The sequence below is a fragment of the Dyella nitratireducens genome (assembly GCF_014642835.1).
Classification (GTDB): domain Bacteria; phylum Pseudomonadota; class Gammaproteobacteria; order Xanthomonadales; family Rhodanobacteraceae; genus Dyella_B; species Dyella_B nitratireducens.
In genome coordinates this window covers 37613-53813 of record NZ_BMJA01000002.1, presented here as the reverse complement: position 1 = coordinate 53813, position 16201 = coordinate 37613, and the positions used below count along the sequence as shown (strand labels likewise).

Below are 16201 nucleotides of genomic sequence, written 5' to 3'. Positions count from 1 at the left end.
CACGGTTGCATAGATAGCCTAGCCGCCCGTTGTGCGCTAAATTCGAGGCCATTCAGGGGAGTTAGGCAGGGTTTATCATGTCATCGCAACCACAGCCCACCGCACTTGGCCTGTCCGGACTGGCCCGTCGACTGGTTTCTGAGGGTTTGCTGCCGGAGGCCGACGTTCGCAAGGCCGTTGCCGACTCAAGCCAGCAGAAGAAAACCTTGACCGGCTGGTTGTTGGATCAAGGCCTGGTCGACAACAGCCGCCTGACGCAGATCGCCTCGGCGGAATTTGGCATGCCGATCTTCGACGTCTCGGCGCTTGCGCCGGCCAGCATGCCCATGAACCTGATCAGCCAGGAGCTGATGACCAAACATCAGGCCCTTCCCCTGATGAGGCGTGGCAAGCGTCTCTTCGTGGGTATTGCCGACCCTATGCAATTGCATGCATTGGATGAAATCAAGTTTCATTCCAATTGCATGGTAGAGCCAGTGCTGGTTGAGCGGGCACAACTCAGCCGCGCCCTGGACGCTGCTGTCAGCACGCTTAACAACGTGGCCCCCGATTTGGGTGGGGGTGACCTCGAAGACTTAGCCCTGGAGTCAGTAGACGAAGACGGAGAATCGAACAGTAGCGGCATTGATGCGACTGGCGGCGACGACGCCCCTGTCGTGAAATTCGTCAACAAAATCCTGGTTGACGCGATCCGCCGGGGAGCTTCGGATATTCACTTCGAGCCCTACGAAAACCAGTATCGCGTACGGTTGCGTATGGACGGTATGCTGCGCGCCGTCGCAAGTCCGCCGACGAAGCTGGCCAATCGTATCGCCTCGCGTTTGAAGGTGATGGCCGGCTTGGACATCGCTGAACGCCGCGTGCCACAGGACGGACGCATCAAGCTCAACCTGTCCAAGAGCCATGCGATGGACTTCCGAATGAGCACCCTGCCAACCCTTTTCGGCGAAAAGGTGGTGCTGCGTATCCTGGACAGTTCCTCGGCCAAGCTGGGTATCGACAAGCTGGGTTACGAAGATGTCCAGAAGAAGCTCTACCTGGACGCCATCCACAAACCTTACGGCATGGTGCTGGTCACCGGCCCTACCGGTTCGGGTAAGACGGTTTCGCTGTACACCGCGCTGAACATCCTCAACACAGCGGAGCGCAATATCTCCACGGTGGAGGACCCGGTGGAAATCCGCGTGGAAGGCATCAATCAGGTCCAGCAGAACACTAAGCGCGGCATGACTTTCGCGGCGGCACTGCGCTCCTTCCTACGCCAGGACCCGGACGTCATCATGGTCGGCGAGATTCGCGACCTTGAGACGGCAGAAATCGCGATCAAAGCCGCTCAGACCGGCCATATGGTGCTGTCCACACTGCATACGAACGATGCACCGCAGACCATTTCTCGTCTGATGAACATGGGCATTCCGCCCTACAGCATCACTTCATCAGTCACTTTGGTGATTGCCCAGCGTCTGGCACGGCGCCTGCATAGCTGCAAAAAACGGATTGAGTTGCCTTCGCAGGCACTATTGGCGGCCGGCTTTACCCAGAAGGACATCGATGAGGGCATAGAGCTTTACGACGCCGTTGGCTGTCCGGATTGCAACGAGGGTTACAAGGGACGCGTAGGTATTTACCAGGTCATGCCGATGGTGGAGGAAATTCAAAAAATCGTGCTGGAAGGCGGAAATGCCCTGCAGATCGCCGAGGTGGCACAAAAGATAGGCATCAACGACATGCGCAAATCGGCGTTGTTGAAAGTGAAGGCAGGGGTCACCAGCCTCGCGGAAATCGATCGCGTGACCAAGGATTGATGAAAGATCGCGACCGGCTTCATACCGGACTTGCGCGGGGGGGCACGAAATTGGTCACCAAAGTGACGTAAGCTGGTGATTATCTTGCTTGCCCGCGCGCCTGGCGCGCCGGTGCGGATCTGATTATTTGGGGGATTAGACACAATGGCTACGGTCACCGCCGCCACCAAGAACACCCGGCAGCAGGGCGCACAGCGCGCCCAGATCTCGCAGATGCCCACTTACGAATGGGTGGCGCTGGACAAGCGCGGCAAGCGCATGAAAGGTTCGATGCCAGCGAAGAACGCTTCGCTCGTCAAGGCCGAACTGCGCCGGCAGGGCATGAATCCCCAGACCGTGAAGGAGCGTGCCAAGCCGTTGTTTGGCGGCAGCGGCAAAGCTGTCAAACCACGAGACGTCGCAATCTTCAGCCGCCAGATTGCCACCATGATGGCTTCCGGCGTACCGATGGTGCAGTCCTTCGACATCATTGCGGATGGCCAGAAAAATCCGCGCTTCAAAACGATGCTGACGGATGTCAAGCAGAGCATCGAGGGTGGCTCTACCCTCAATGAGGCGCTCGGCCAATATCCTGTGCAATTCGACGAGCTTTACCGCAACTTGGTGCGCGCCGGTGAATCGGCCGGTGTGCTCGATACGATTCTCGACACCGTAGCCACCTACAAGGAAAAAACCGAGGCCATCAAGGGCAAGATCAAGAAGGCGCTCTTCTATCCCATCATGGTGATGGTTGTGGCCGCCGCCGTGATCATGATCATGCTGCTGTTCGTAGTGCCGGTTTTTGCGAAGACATTTAAAGATGCGGGCGCAGAACTGCCGGCGCCCACACAGTTGCTTGTAACGATGTCGGCGTTCATGCAGGAATACTGGTACATCGTGTTCGGAGGCCTTATCGGCGGCATCGTGGCGCTCGTCATGGCCAAGAAGCGATCGGTAAAATTTGCCCACTTCCTGGACCGTTTGTCGCTCAAGCTCCCGGTCATGGGCAACATTCTCCGCCAGTCGGCCATCGCTCGATTCTCACGTACCCTGGGCGTTACGTTCCGTGCGGGCGTACCACTGGTGGAAGCGATGGACGCCGTGGCGGGCGCCACCGGCAGCATTGTCTACGCCGACGCCGTGCATCAGATGCGCGACGATATCGCCGTCGGTCACCAGTTGCAGCTATCCATGCGCCAGACTGGCCTCTTCCCGAACATGGTCGTGCAAATGGTCGCCATTGGTGAGGAGTCCGGTGCGTTGGATGCCATGCTGTTCAAATGTGCCGAGTTCTACGAAGAGGAAGTCAGTAACGCGGTCGATTCGCTTGCCTCTTTGCTCGAACCGCTGATGATGGTGATCCTGGGCACGGTGGTGGGCGGTATCGTCGTTGCTCTCTACCTGCCCATCTTCAAGCTCGCCGGCACGTTCTAATCCTGCCCCATACACACGCGCCACATCATTGCCGCCAAGCGGCGATAATGTGGCGCGTTTTCATACCTATGGTTCATGCATGCCCGATTTGCCGCTGACAGTCTGGATCGTTATCGCAGGCGTGCTGGGCCTGATCGTGGGCAGCTTTCTCAATGTGGTGATTCTGCGACTGCCGGCTCGGCTGGATGCTTTGTGGCAGCGGGAGGCACATGAAGTGCTGGGGTTGGAGTTGCCGGCGGAATCCATGCCGCCAGGCCTTGTGCGTGAGGGGTCGCACTGCCCGCACTGCAAGCATCCGTTGGCGGTGCACGACAACATTCCGGTACTCGGCTGGCTGCTGCTGCGCGGTCGCTGCCGCTACTGCCAGGCGCCCATCTCGATCCAGTATCCGCTGATTGAATTACTGACGGGTATTCTCAGCGCCATCGTCATCTGGAAATTCGGCCCTACCTGGACTGGCTTGGCGGGGCTGTTCCTTACCTGGGCGCTGGTTGCGCTATCCGGCATCGATTTCCGCACGCAATTGCTGCCGGACCAGATCACCCTGCCCTTGCTTTGGGCCGGTTTGCTGCTGAGCCTGATCCATGTGTTCGTGGCGGCTCCGGCCTCCATCCTCGGGGCGGCGATCGGTTATCTCAGCCTCTGGAGTGTGTACTGGCTGTTCAAACTCCTCACCGGCAAGGAAGGCATGGGTTTTGGGGATTTCAAACTGCTTGCCGCACTCGGCGCCTGGATGGGTCCGATGGCGCTGCTGCCGACCATCCTGCTTTCCTCGCTGATCGGCGCACTGGTCGGTGGCACGCTGATCGCTCTGCGCAAGCATGGGCGGGAGGTGCCGATGCCGTTCGGTCCGTTTATCGCCATGGCGGGTTGGGTGTGGTTCGTCGCGGGCGAACAGCTCTGGCACGCCTATATGAGCTTCACTGGAATGCGATGAGCAAGGGCAAGCCGTTTACGGTGGCCCTCACCGGCGGTATCGCCGCCGGCAAGAGCGCAGTAGAGGAGCGTTTCAAGGCGCACGGCGTGCACGTGTATGACGCCGACCAGGCATCGCGGGTGGTGGTGCAGCAAGGCAGCGATGGGTTGGCAGCGATCGTGGATGCGTTCGGCAGCGAGATGCTGGATTCGCACGGGCGCCTGGATCGGCCGCGTATGCGCGAGCGCGTGTTTGCCGATCCCTCGGCCCGCAAAACGCTGGAAGCCATCGTGCATCCACGCATACGGCAATGGATGCTGGAACAGGTGCAAGCGGATGAAGGCCCCTACGTCATGCTGGCCATTCCCCTGCTGGCCGAGAACATCGGACATTACCGCTGGGTGGACCGCATCGTGGTGGCGGACATACCGGAGGCCACTCAATTGCAGCGACTGATGCAGCGCGATGGCATGGATGAGGACCTGGCCATGCGCATCCTCGCCACGCAGGCTTCGCGCACTACGCGCCTGGCACTGGCAGACGACGTCATCGACAACAGCGGGCCGGAATCCGCGCTTGAGCCGCAGGTTGCCGCGCTGCATCAGCACTACCTGGCGCTGGCAGCGGCACGCCAATGAGTGATCCGTGCATGGCGAGGTTGGAGTTTGCGCCCTAACCTGCGCAGAGTTACGCAAATCCTTCAAGCGGTTAAACTTGGGGGCTCCCGCTCCTGCGAAGTCTTGATCCGATGTCCACCTCGTCCGCTGCCGCCACGCCTGCCGTAACTTCCGAGACCGACGCGCCGCGTGATTTCATCCGCCAAATCATTCGCGAGGACTTGGGGTCAGGCAAGCACACTGCCATCCGCACGCGCTTTCCGCCGGAACCCAACGGCTATCTCCACATCGGCCATGCCAAGGCGATCTGCCTGGATTTCGGCATCGCCCGCGAGTTTGCCGGTTGGTGCAACCTGCGCCTGGACGACACCAACCCTGGCAAGGAAGACCCGGAGTTCGTCGAGGGCATTAAAGATGACGTACGCTGGCTCGGCTACGAATGGCACGACCTGCGCCATGCCTCCGACTACTTCGAGGTGCTCTACCGCGCCGCACTCAAGCTGATCCAGGACGGCCACGCCTACGTGGACGACCTCACCGCCGATGAGATGCGCGAGTACCGCGGCACCCTCACCGAGCCGGGCCGCAACTCGCCCTTCCGCGATCGCAGCGTCGAGGAAAACCTGGACCTGTTCCGCCGCGTCCGCGCCGGCGAATTTCCGGATGGCAGCAAGACGCTGCGCGCCAAGATCGACATGGCCTCCGGCAACATGAACATGCGCGACCCGGCCATCTATCGCATCCGCAAGGTCACCCACCAGAACACCGGCGATACCTGGCCGATCTACCCGATGTACGACTACGCGCATTGCCTGTCGGATGCGCTGGAAGGCATCACCCATTCGCTCTGCACGCTGGAGTTCGAAGATCACCGCCCGCTCTACGACTGGTTCGTGGACAAAGTGGACCTGCCCAACCACCCGGAGCTGTGGCAGCACATGCGCGACGCCGGTTTCAAGACCGAGCCGGCCAAGCCGCGCCAGATCGAGTTCTCCCGCCTCAATCTGAGCTACATGATCACCAGCAAGCGCAAGCTGGCGCAGCTGGTGAACGAAGGATTGGTCGATGGCTGGGACGACCCGCGCATGAACACCCTGCGCGGCCTGCGCCGCCGCGGCTTCACCGCGGGCGGCATCCGCCTGCTGATCGAGCGCCTGGGCGTCAGCAAGCAGAACAGCGTGATCGACTATGCGATTCTCGAGAATTGCGTGCGCGAAGACCTCGACGCGACCGCGCCGCGTCGTATGGCCGTGATCGATCCGCTCAAGCTGGTGATCACCAACCTGCCGGACGATCACGAAGAATCCCTCACCTTCTCCAACCACCCCAAGGACGAAAGCTTCGGCACGCGTCATGTACCGTTCTCGCGCGAGCTGTGGATCGAGCGTGAGGATTTCGCCGAAGTGCCGCCGAAGGGCTTCCATCGCCTCAAACCCGATGGCGAAGTACGCCTGCGCGGTGTTGGCATCGTGAAATGCGTCGAGGTGATCAAGGCTGCCGACGGTAACGTCAGCGAAGTGCATTGCACCCTCGACCTCGACTCCCGCTCCGGCATGCCGGGCGCCGAGCGCAAAGTCAAAGGCACCATCCACTGGGTCAGCGCCAAGCATGGCGTCGCTACGGAAATCCGCCTGTACGACCGCCTCTTCAACGTGCCCACCCCGGACGACGAGAGCGACGGCAAAACCTGGATCGAACACATCAATCCGGATGCCAAGCGCATCGTGCGCGGTTGGCTGGAACCGTCCGCGGCCAAGGCTGGCCCGGAGCAGCACTACCAGTTCGAGCGTCTCGGCTACTTTGTTGCCGACCGCCGGGATCACCGGCCTGAGGCCCCCGTGTTCAACCGTGCTGTTACCCTGCGCGACACCTGGGCCAAACAGGCGGGCTGAGAGCCTGCCTGCGGTCTCGGCGTGGCCCGCGCCGGGATCTGTTCGACTGTGGGGCAAGGAGGAACGAAGGCGTGTATGTCGATACACAACTGAGTGAGGACACCGTCCGACGGGCAAACCGGCCCGGCGCGGGCTGCGCCGAGGCCGTGGGCAGGCTCTCGGCATGATGCTGCCGCTGCAGATCCACCTCACCCTGCCACCGTGGATCGAGGACGTCGCCGACACCAGTCGACGCTATCTCACGGACGAAGAGCGTGTAGGACTGGCCATCGAGCTGTCGCAGCGCAATATCGAACACGGCCAGGGTGGCCCCTTCGGTGCGGCTGTGTTTGATGAACATGGACGGCTGATCGCGGCGGCGGCCAACCGTGTCATCCCGCAAACCTGTTCGGTAGCCCATGCGGAAATGCTGGCCTATATGGCCGCCCAGCAGCGTCTGGCCAGCTATCGATTGAATGAACAAGGCGGCCACTACACCCTCGCCACCAGCGCACAGCCCTGCTGCCAGTGCTATGGCGCCACCTTCTGGGCCGGCATTGACACCTTGCTGATTGGTGCCCGCGGCGAAGACGTGGAATCGCTGACGGAATTCGACGAAGGCCCCCTGCCCGCTGACTGGGTCGGCGAGCTGGAACGCCGCGGCATCACCGTACGCCGCGACATCCTGCGCGAAGAAGCGCGCAGCGTACTGGCCGCCTATGGCGCGCGCGGGGAAAGCTATTGAACCGCCTGCGTGCTGCGTTGCCGCTGCTGCTGCTGATTGCAGCGGGCATCGTGCTGCTGGTGTCGGGGGTTTTCGATCGCATGCACCCCGAGCAACTCGTCGCCCATCAACATCAAATGCACACGGATATCGCCGAGCATCCGTGGGTGAGCCGGCTCGTCTACATCGGCCTGTTGATCCTGGCGACCTGTACCGGCATTCCTGTCACCATCGTGCTGATCCTGGCCGGCGGATTCGCCTTTGGTGTCGTCGAGGGCACCACTTATTCGTCGATCGGGCTCACCCTGGGCTCGCTCATTTTGTTTCTTGCCAGCCGATACGCCTTCGGCGTCGGCAGCAAACACCCGCCTGCGATCGCAGCGAAACTGCATCACGGCTTCGAACGCCATCCCGTGGCCTACACGCTATTTCTACGCCTGGTGCCCGTGGCGCCGTTTGGCCTGGTCACCATGGCACTCGCCTGGTTGCGCTGCTCCTTGTGGTTGTTCCTCGGCGCCACCTGGTTCGGCGGTACGGTCATGCTGATATTCGAAACATCGATAGGTGCTGGCCTGGGGCATGCGCTCGCCCATGGACAGAAAGTGGGATTCGGACTGATTTTTGATCCAAGCGTGATCACACCGCTTGGCGTGCTGGCGCTACTGTCGCTCGTACCGCTAGCGATGGAGCGGTTGAAGTTGCGGTGGCATCCGTCTGCGTCACGAAGGGACGATGCCGGGGATCAGTCTTAAACCGGCTGCTGTCCCGCTAAAGCGGCCAGGATATTGAATCTCCCGATCACGCCAACCACTGCGTCGACGGTGCCCAACGTCAATATTTGACTTCGTTTTCACCATTGCATTGAAAGGATGCCGCGATCGTTGGCCCCAAGGGGAAAGGGGTTATGAGCGACTCACGGAAACGGTTGCTGCGCGATAAAAGCAAGGGCGTCTCTGATTCTCCGCCCTTGCTTCTTCCCGGATTTGCTGCGTGCCATGTGATGAAGTGGCAAGCATGCCGTATGACTGCGCCCATCGCGCATCTCTTGCACTCCACCACTCATGCGCTTGAAACGAAAAGCGTGCCGCCTCGTTCGGCACGCCAGCGCATGATGATGCCATGCCTGCTCACGCTGCTTATTTTGAACGCGCTGCAGACGGTGAGGGCTCAGCAAGTAGTGGCTGCAAATGGCGAGGTGAAGAATCTTCCATCGCCACAGCTTCCCTCATTAACCTACTCAAGCGCTGATGCCGGACCCTTAGGCACGATCCTGTATGCCACAGGCACGGGCGCTTCCGGTCCTAGCGCCATCACTGCAACGTTAAGCAGTATCTCCACCTCTGGCATCAATGCCTACGGCGCAGATGCGGAAAGCGGCGCCCATATGTCACTTACTGGAGACACCACTCAAAACGGGGCGCGACTCAACATCGACACTTATGCCAACGGCGCAGCCGGCATTGTCGCGATAGGTTCCGGTACGCAAGTCACTGCAACGGCCATCACCATCAACACGGCGTTTGGAACCACCGAGGCCAATGGTGTCGTTGCCGAAAATGGCGCCAATGTCACGCTTGGCAAAAGTAGTTTAGGTGTTGCGCCTTCCATTGCGGTCAGCAGCAATAACGCAGCAGGCTTATTCGCAAGCGGCCCGGGCACAACAGTAACAGCCAACGACATTGGCATCGCCACATCCGGCAACAATGCGCTCGGCGTCAATGCATTCGATAGCGCACTGGTCAACGCCGACAATTTCAGCATCGTCAGCAATGTTTCGTCCGGCGTTGCGTCGAATGACTCAGGCACGCTGGTGATGCTAAATACAGGCAATATCATTGCCAACGGTCAAAACAGCAGCGCGATGATCATGCGCGATGGTGGCGCGATCGACGCAACCGGCGTCGTTGCCACGGGTAAAGGAATAGGCGCTGCTGCGCTGTCGTCCTATTCACTAGGTACTGGCGTTACCAACAACGCCTCCATCATAAACAGCACACTGACCACGATTCCTGCGACGGGCGACATGCCAGGTACTGCCGCCACCGGCAACGCCATCAATGTCTATGGCGGCACCGCCAACATACAGTTGGATGAATCCAATGTTGAAGCAGCCACTGGAATCGCGATGGAAGTGCAGGATGTGCCCGATTCGGGGAACACCGCCGGCTCGCCCGGTAATGCCACGCTTACTGCCGACAAGTCGCTGCTGCTTGGCAATATCATTGTTCGCAATAACGCCTATGCGTATACACCTGGCGGCCCAAGTTTCGTCGATGTTGCATTGAATAATGGCAGCGAGCTTGTAGGCGCCATCAGCAATGTCAACAAACTCACTATTGATCCGAGCAGCCAATGGCGGATGACGGCTGACTCGCTTATCAACGGCGACGTTTCCAATGGCGGCAGCATCTTCTTCCAACCCGGTGGCGTATATAAAACACTGACCGTTACTGGCTCGCTGTCCAGCCTCGGCCCCGGCAGCATTACGCTCAACACCACGCTCGGCGATAGCGAAACCAGTTCGGACAAGATTCTTCTCGATGGCAAAAATGCCGAGGCGGCCATCGGCATACAAGCCCTGGTGATCAATGCAACGGGCAACGCCGACCTGACCCTGGGCAATGGCATTTTGGTGGTGCAAGCCATCCATGGTGCCAGCACATTTCCGCGTTCGTTCGCGCTCTCCGGTGGGCCGCTGGTGCGTGGACCTTACGAATTCGATCTGTTTCGCAGTGCGGTGGACGGTACTGCGCCGGACAATTGGTATCTGCGTGATGCAGTGCCCGTGCCCGCACCAGCGCCGACTCCAACACCGACGCCTGCACCCACACCTACTCCAACTCCAACTCCAACACCTACTCCCACGCCAACACCTGCTCCAACGCCTACGCCCACTCCCACGCCAACACCTGCTCCAACACCGACGCCTACTCCCACGCCAACACCTGCTCCAACACCGACGCCTACTCCCACACCAACACCTGCTCCAACGCCTACACCTACTCCCACACCAACACCTGCTCCAACGCCTACACCCACTCCCACACCTGCTCCAACGCCTACGCCTACACCAGTACCTGAGAAGCCCATTTACAACCGCGAAGTTTCGCTGAATACCGCACTGCCTTCCGACATGCTGCAGCTGGGCCGCGCGTTCCTTGGTTCGCTGCACGACCGCGTGGGCAGCCAGTATGGCGATGAGGCATCAGCGTCATCCGCCAGCCAGCCAGATCCTGCCGTGTGGGCGCGAGTATTTGGGATAAGCGGCAAACAATCGGGCACCGGCCTCACCGGTAACGGTCCGCTGTTCGATTACAGCCTGGCTGCGGTGCAAATAGGTGCACATCTCTATCGAAATGGCGATGAAGGCACACCGCATGATGACGCGGGCATCTACGGCTCCTTTGGCCATCTGTCGTCGAAAGTCACGCATGATGGACTGATAACTGGCAACATCACCGCCGGCACCAATCGTGTCGACGCGGCATCTGCCGCCGTCTACTGGACGCATTACGGCCACGACGGCAGTTATGTCGACGGTGTACTGCAAGCGACCAGATACGACTCGGCACGCATTACCTCCAGCGAAGATGTGGAAAATCTTTCCACACGTGCCACCGGATTGGGCGCATCGTTCGAAGGTAGCTGGCGCCAGTTCGATCTGACACCCGCGTTGACGCTGCAACCGCAAGCGCAAGTGATCTACCAGCACCTGCGCCTTGACGGCACCAGCAATGATTTCGAAACGGTGCAATTCGGCAATGTAGGTTCACTGGCTGCACGTATCGGTGTGCAGTTGGCCAATACACCGCATGAAGGCACTTTAGGTGGCATGAATTGGTGGTTTGCCTTGAACGCCTGGCATGAGTTTCGCGCCAGCCCGCGCACGACTTACCCCACTGACGATGGCGATGTATCGTTCCACTCCAATCTGAAAGGCACGTGGGGTGAGATGAAATTCGGCGCCAAGGTACAGATGACACGACGCGTCAACGTGTATGGCTCGCTCAGCTATGACTTCAGCGGCAACGCAGGGCGAAGGGAAGTGGGCGCCAATGTCGGGGTGATGGTGCATTGGTAATGCCAACGCCCTGTCGCACACATCGCACGAAGAAATAGCGAGCGGCAGTAACTTACTGGGCTTCGCGCAGTACTTTGCCAATGGATTCTTCCCATGCAGCCGCCAAGATGTCGTGTGCCATGCACGCGCTAAACATTTCGGACAAAAAGAAACCCGCAAGGGCCTATGCACCTTGCGGGTTTGATGTTGGTGGGCCGTGACAGATTCGAACTGTCGACCAACGGATTAAAAGTCCGCTGCTCTACCGGCTGAGCTAACGGCCCGGAAAAAAGTAAGCTGGTAATTTTAGGGTCTGGACGGCTGCGGCACAAGCGATGCAGCCAGTTTCGGCGATTTCTCAGGCGTAGCGGGTGGGATCGGGTAGGCCAGCATCGTGGAAGCCTTGCTCGCGCAGGCGGCAGGCGTCGCAGCGGCCGCAGGCGCGGCCTTCGCCATCGGCCTGGTAGCAGCTGACGGTAGCGGAGAAATCCACACCCAGGCGATGGCCTTCGCGAGCGATGTCGGCCTTGCTCATGGCCATTAACGGTGCATGGATGTGGATGCCCGCACCTTCCACACCAGCCTTGGTAGCTACGTTGGCCAGTTGTTCGAAGGCTTCGACGAAAGCCGGACGGCAGTCGGGGTAACCGGAGTAATCCACGGCGTTGACGCCGCACCAGATGTCGGTGGAACCGAGCACTTCGGCCCAGCCCAGCGCTATCGACAGCATGATGGTGTTGCGCGCCGGCACATAAGTGACAGGTATGCCGTCGCCGCCCTGCTCCGGCACGTCGATGTCTGCCGTGAGCGCCGAGCCGCCGATGCTGCGCAGATCAACGTGCACCGTCTTGTGTTCGACGGCACCGAGCATGCGCGCAACGCGCGCGGCGGCATCCAGCTCGGAGCTGTGACGCTGACCATAGGCCACGCTCAATGCGTGTACTTGATAGCCCTGTTCGCGTGCGATGGCGATGGTGACGGCGGAGTCCATGCCTCCGGAAACGAGGATGACGGCTTTGCGGTTGCTCATGGGAATTCCTGATGTAAATACATACCTTCATGGCCGTCATTCCCGCGAAAGCGGGAATCCATCTTTGCTTTTGCATCAGAGCAAATGGATTCCCGCTTTCGCGGGAATGACGACCATGGAAACTTCTGCGTCAATGCCCTGGCGCATCATTCCACAGCAGCTTGTGCAACTGCAGTTGAAAACGCACCGGCAATTTGTCTTCGATGATCCACTCGGCCAGCGCACGCGGTTCGATCGCGCCGTGCACAGGTGAGAACAGCACCATGCAGCGCCGATCGATGTGATGTTCGGCCACCACGCTGCGTGCCCACTCGTAATCGGCACGGCTGGCGATCACGATCTTCACTTGATCGTGGGGCAGCAGATGATCGAGGTTGGACCAGAGGTTGCGCTTGGCTTCGCCGGAATCGGGCGCCTTCAGATCCATCACCTTGCGCACGCGCGGATCGACGGCGGAAACATCCAGCGCGCCAGATGTTTCCAGTGATACTTCATAGCCGGCGTCGCACAGCTTGCGCAGCAAGGTCAGGCAGCGTTTTTGCGCCAGCGGTTCGCCGCCGGTGACGCACACGTGCGAAGCGCCATGCGATGCCACCTCAGCAAGTATGTCGTCCATATCACGCCAGTTGCCGCCGTAGAACGAATACTCGGTATCGCACCACACACAACGCAACGGACAGCCGGTAAGGCGCACGAAGACCGTGCGCCAGCCAATGGCATCGGCTTCGCCCTGGATCGAATGGAAGATTTCGGTAATGCGCAAGCGCTCGGCCGCAGGTTCGGCCGGCGTGGCGGTTTCCACGTTTACCGGACTGCCGCTCACTACCTAAGCCTTCACCGAGTGGTCTGCTGCGAGAGACGCCGCAGGCGTTCCTGGGCCAATTTGGCCGCATTGGAATTGGGATACTTGCTCACCACCGACTTGAGCGTGGCGATGCCGGCATCCGTCTGCTTCATTTCCAACTGGCTATAGCCGAGCTTGAGCGTGGCATCCGGTGCTTTTTCGCTTTGCGGATATTGGCTCAGCAGACGCTTGAAGGCTTCCACGGCCACCTGGTAGTTGGTCGTGGCGTAGTAAGACTCACCCAGCCAATAGAACGCATTCGACGTCAGCCCGTCGTTGGGGTATTTCTGGATGAACTCACGAAACCCGCGCGATGACGAGACGTAATCGCCGGCGCGCAAGGATTTGAATGCGGTGTTGTATGCATTGAGCGCGGCTGCCTTCTCGGCTGCCGATTCGGCCGGGGCCGCAGGCGCGGAGGCTGCGGGTGGCGCGGCGGCGGAAGCCGCGGTGCCGGGTGTTGATGCACTCGCCGCAGGGGGCGCGCTTGACGACGGTGCCGGGTTGGCGCTGCCCTGTTTTTCAAGGCGGCCGACGCGGCTATCAAGATCGGAGTACTGGGCCTTGCTCTGATCCTGCAACTGCTGCACTTGATGTTGCAGTTCTTCGATCTGGCCTTGCATCTGCTGCATCGTCTGCTGCATTTGCTGCAGCTGATTGAGCTGGTTGACCTTGTTCTGATCCTGGTTCTGCTGTTGCTGCTCGAGGCGCGCAACGCGGTCGGCCAGGCTCATGGGAGAGTTCTGAGCGTGTGCAGGTGCCATAAACAGCATGGCGGACGCCAAGGCGCCCGCCATGCTGAGATTGGCCATGAAGCGATTAGCCAACCAACACACCATTATGTCGCGGTGTAGACGATTTCGACGCGACGGTTCTTGCTCCAGCAATCTTCGTTGTGCTCACGGCACACCGGCTTCTCTTTGCCGTAGCTGATCACGCTGATCTGGCTGGAGGACGCGCCATTGGCCTGCAGGCCGCTGGACACGGCGTTACCACGACGCTCGCCCAGGCCCAGGTTGTATTCACGCGTACCGCGCTCGTCGGCATTGCCTTCCAGGCGCATGCGAGCGGTCGGCACGTCCTGCAGGAACTTGGCGTGGCACTGCATGTACTGCTGGAACTCCGGCTTCACTTCGTCCTTGTCGAAATCGAAGTAAATGGTGCGGACCTTCAGGCAGGCATCGGTGTCGAGGTCAGCGGCGGTGTACTTGTGCTCACCGGTCTGGGCAGGGGCTTCCTGCTGGGTTTCCTGCTGCTGCGGCTGAGGCTTCACTTCCTGCTTCTTGGAGCAAGCGGCCGCACCGACACAGAGCAGGGCGACCAGGGCGATACGAACGGTCTTATTCATGGTGACGTTCCTTCAAACGGGTTTGATTTCCGACAGTCAATGACGATTGCGGTTACGGGTCAGTCGTCGCCGGTGGGCCGGCTGTTGTTTTGTTTTTTCTTGCTTCTACAAACTACGGCCACGCATTGTACTGCAGAGGCCACCAAAACAGACATGGCAAACGGTCACGCCCGACCGGAACATTCGCATGCTCCGGCCCCTCCTCGGGTCTTCCAGCCGCAAGCCTTGAAGGCTTGCGACGGGGTTACATTATTGCTTGCGATAGGGTCCCCAGGCCGGCTCACGGACGTCGCCGTCTGCAAGCGCCAGGCGCTGACGCACCAGGCCGTCGTTCGATACGGCGTAAAGCACGTCTCGGGTTCCATCGGTGGCGGCGTAGATCAACATGCTGGCGTTCGGCGCGAAGCTTGGCGATTCGTCAATCGGACCGGGTGAGATGAAGCGCACCTGCCCACCGAGGCTCTGGTCCATGATGGCGATACGATACACGTTCCCGTTGGCCTGCACCATGGCAATCTGCTTGCCGTCATAGCTGATCGCGGAGTCCAGATTCTGCTGTCCCTGGAAGCTGATGCGCTCAGGCGTGCCCCCGCTCGCAGAAACGCGATAGATCTGCGGCTTGCCGGACCGGTCGGAGGTGAAGTAGACGCTCTGGCCATCCGGCGCCCAGACCGGCTCGGTATTGATGGCAAGGCTGCGGGTCAGGCGGGTTTCCTGACGAGAACCCAGGTCCATCACGTAGATCTCTGGGTTACCGGTATAAGAAAGCGCAAGCGCCAGCTTGGTACCGTCGGGCGACCAGGCAGGCGCACCGTTGATGCCCTTGGCACGACCTGAAATCAGCTGTCGGGCACCGGTGGTGATGTTCTGGATGTAGATCGCCGAGTTGCCGCTTTCGAACGACACGTAGGCAATGCGCGTGCCATCCGGCGACCACTTGGGCGACAGCAATGCCTCATGCGAGCGCGCCACCACCTGCGGGTTGTAGCCATCCGAATCGGCCACGATCAGCGAATAGGTGGCGTTGTTGCCGCTACCCACCATGGTCACGTAGGCGATGCGCGTCCAGAAAGCGCCGGGGATGCCAGTGATCTGCTGGAAGATTTTGTCGGCGATCTGATGCGCGACGCTGCGCAGATCGCTGGTGGCAGCCGGCGACATGGCCTCACCCAGCAGGCGTTGCTGGCGGTTGACGTCCCACAGCTCGTATTCCACCGTCACCATGCCATTGCCGGCATCCTTGATGCGGCCGATCACGATGTAATCCTGCTTGAGCAAACGCCAGGTAGCGAACTTGATGTCCGAACCCTGGGTGGGCTGCTCAACGATTTCGCTGACCGCCAGCGAGCGGAATTTGCCGCAGCGGTTGAGGTCGTTGCGAATGACGTCGGCAACGTCGGTGGGCAGCGGCGCGCCCTGCTGGGCAAACGGCACCACGGCGATCGGCGTGGCCGACTTGGTGCCGCCGACAATCTGCACGTTCAGCGCCTGGCCAAAGGCGGGCCCCGTCACCAGCGCTGCGATCAGCAGCAGGGCGAGGGTCAATAACGATCGGGATGATCTGCGCATGGGA

Annotated in this window: 13 protein-coding genes and 1 tRNA gene; 8 read left to right on the top strand and 6 right to left on the bottom strand. The window is 60.2% G+C overall.

The annotated features are described in order from the left end of the window. Positions 1-77 precede the first annotated feature (77 nt). The 8 genes from pilB to IEX75_RS11330 all read left to right on the top strand — a co-directional run bounded on the left by pilB (position 78) and on the right by IEX75_RS11330 (position 11427). Positions 78-1805, top strand: coding sequence for a type IV-A pilus assembly ATPase PilB (gene pilB, locus IEX75_RS11365; RefSeq protein ID WP_188794464.1), 1728 nt, complete (start codon positions 78-80; stop codon positions 1803-1805). 144 nt (positions 1806-1949) lie between these two features. After that, on the top strand, positions 1950-3218 hold the full coding sequence (locus IEX75_RS11360) for a type II secretion system F family protein (RefSeq protein ID WP_188794463.1): 1269 nt from the start codon (positions 1950-1952) through the stop codon (positions 3216-3218). A gap of 79 nt (positions 3219-3297) precedes the next feature. After that, positions 3298-4155: a prepilin peptidase gene (locus IEX75_RS11355; RefSeq protein WP_188794462.1), complete on the top strand. Its 858-nt coding sequence runs from the start codon at positions 3298-3300 to the stop codon at positions 4153-4155. After that, positions 4152-4772 (top strand): dephospho-CoA kinase, encoded by a 621-nt coding sequence (gene coaE, locus IEX75_RS11350; protein ID WP_188794461.1) that lies wholly within the window; start codon positions 4152-4154, stop codon positions 4770-4772. The genes IEX75_RS11355 and coaE overlap by 4 nt, the downstream gene beginning before the upstream one ends. 110 nt (positions 4773-4882) lie before the next feature. Next, positions 4883-6643: a glutamine--tRNA ligase/YqeY domain fusion protein gene (locus IEX75_RS11345; RefSeq protein ID WP_188794460.1), complete on the top strand. Its 1761-nt coding sequence runs from the start codon at positions 4883-4885 to the stop codon at positions 6641-6643. Between the two features lie 166 nt (positions 6644-6809). Further along, positions 6810-7367, top strand: a complete 558-nt coding sequence (locus tag IEX75_RS11340) for a nucleoside deaminase (RefSeq protein WP_188795601.1) — start codon at positions 6810-6812, stop codon at positions 7365-7367. Beyond that, complete coding sequence (locus tag IEX75_RS11335; RefSeq protein ID WP_188794459.1) at positions 7364-8098, top strand: TVP38/TMEM64 family protein; 735 nt, start codon at positions 7364-7366, stop codon at positions 8096-8098. The genes IEX75_RS11340 and IEX75_RS11335 overlap by 4 nt, the downstream gene beginning before the upstream one ends. 269 nt (positions 8099-8367) lie before the next feature. Next, entirely contained in the window at positions 8368-11427 is a 3060-nt protein-coding gene (locus tag IEX75_RS11330) for an autotransporter family protein (RefSeq protein WP_188794458.1), read from the top strand. Positions 11428-11614: 187 nt separating this feature from the next. Here the strand turns inward: IEX75_RS11330 and IEX75_RS11325 are convergent. From IEX75_RS11325 to tolB, 6 genes are all read right to left on the bottom strand, one after another. Continuing rightward, positions 11615-11690, bottom strand: a tRNA-Lys gene (locus IEX75_RS11325). A gap of 74 nt (positions 11691-11764) precedes the next feature. Next, on the bottom strand, positions 11765-12436 hold the full coding sequence (queC, locus tag IEX75_RS11320) for a 7-cyano-7-deazaguanine synthase QueC (RefSeq protein WP_188794457.1): 672 nt from the start codon (positions 12434-12436) through the stop codon (positions 11765-11767). Positions 12437-12566: 130 nt separating this feature from the next. Continuing rightward, positions 12567-13238 carry a 7-carboxy-7-deazaguanine synthase QueE gene (queE, locus tag IEX75_RS11315; RefSeq protein ID WP_188795599.1) on the bottom strand — a complete coding sequence of 224 codons (672 nt, stop codon included), beginning with the start codon at positions 13236-13238 and terminating at the stop codon, positions 12567-12569. Positions 13239-13270: 32 nt separating this feature from the next. Next, positions 13271-14014 (bottom strand): tol-pal system protein YbgF, encoded by a 744-nt coding sequence (gene ybgF / locus IEX75_RS11310; protein WP_308422128.1) that lies wholly within the window; start codon positions 14012-14014, stop codon positions 13271-13273. 104 nt (positions 14015-14118) lie between these two features. Continuing rightward, positions 14119-14628, bottom strand: a complete 510-nt coding sequence (gene pal / locus IEX75_RS11305; protein ID WP_188794455.1) for a peptidoglycan-associated lipoprotein Pal — start codon at positions 14626-14628, stop codon at positions 14119-14121. Positions 14629-14877: 249 nt separating this feature from the next. Beyond that, entirely contained in the window at positions 14878-16197 is a 1320-nt protein-coding gene (tolB, locus tag IEX75_RS11300) for a Tol-Pal system beta propeller repeat protein TolB (protein ID WP_188794454.1), read from the bottom strand. Positions 16198-16201: the final 4 nt, after the last annotated feature.

Bases quoted from the DNA above. Each gene is read 5' to 3' on its own strand.
- pilB (WP_188794464.1), top strand. From the start codon at position 78: ATGTCATCGCAACCACAGCCCACCGCACTTGGCCTGTCCGGACTGGCC.
- IEX75_RS11360 (WP_188794463.1), top strand. From the start codon at position 1,950: ATGGCTACGGTCACCGCCGCCACCAAGAACACCCGGCAGCAGGGCGCA.
- IEX75_RS11355 (WP_188794462.1), top strand. From the start codon at position 3,298: ATGCCCGATTTGCCGCTGACAGTCTGGATCGTTATCGCAGGCGTGCTG.
- coaE (WP_188794461.1), top strand. From the start codon at position 4,152: ATGAGCAAGGGCAAGCCGTTTACGGTGGCCCTCACCGGCGGTATCGCC.
- IEX75_RS11345 (WP_188794460.1), top strand. From the start codon at position 4,883: ATGTCCACCTCGTCCGCTGCCGCCACGCCTGCCGTAACTTCCGAGACC.
- IEX75_RS11340 (WP_188795601.1), top strand. From the start codon at position 6,810: ATGCTGCCGCTGCAGATCCACCTCACCCTGCCACCGTGGATCGAGGAC.
- IEX75_RS11330 (WP_188794458.1), top strand. From the start codon at position 8,368: ATGACTGCGCCCATCGCGCATCTCTTGCACTCCACCACTCATGCGCTT.
- queC (WP_188794457.1), bottom strand. From the start codon at position 12,436: ATGAGCAACCGCAAAGCCGTCATCCTCGTTTCCGGAGGCATGGACTCC.
- ybgF (WP_308422128.1), bottom strand. From the start codon at position 14,014: ATGAGCCTGGCCGACCGCGTTGCGCGCCTCGAGCAGCAACAGCAGAAC.
- pal (WP_188794455.1), bottom strand. From the start codon at position 14,628: ATGAATAAGACCGTTCGTATCGCCCTGGTCGCCCTGCTCTGTGTCGGT.
- tolB (WP_188794454.1), bottom strand. From the start codon at position 16,197: ATGCGCAGATCATCCCGATCGTTATTGACCCTCGCCCTGCTGCTGATC.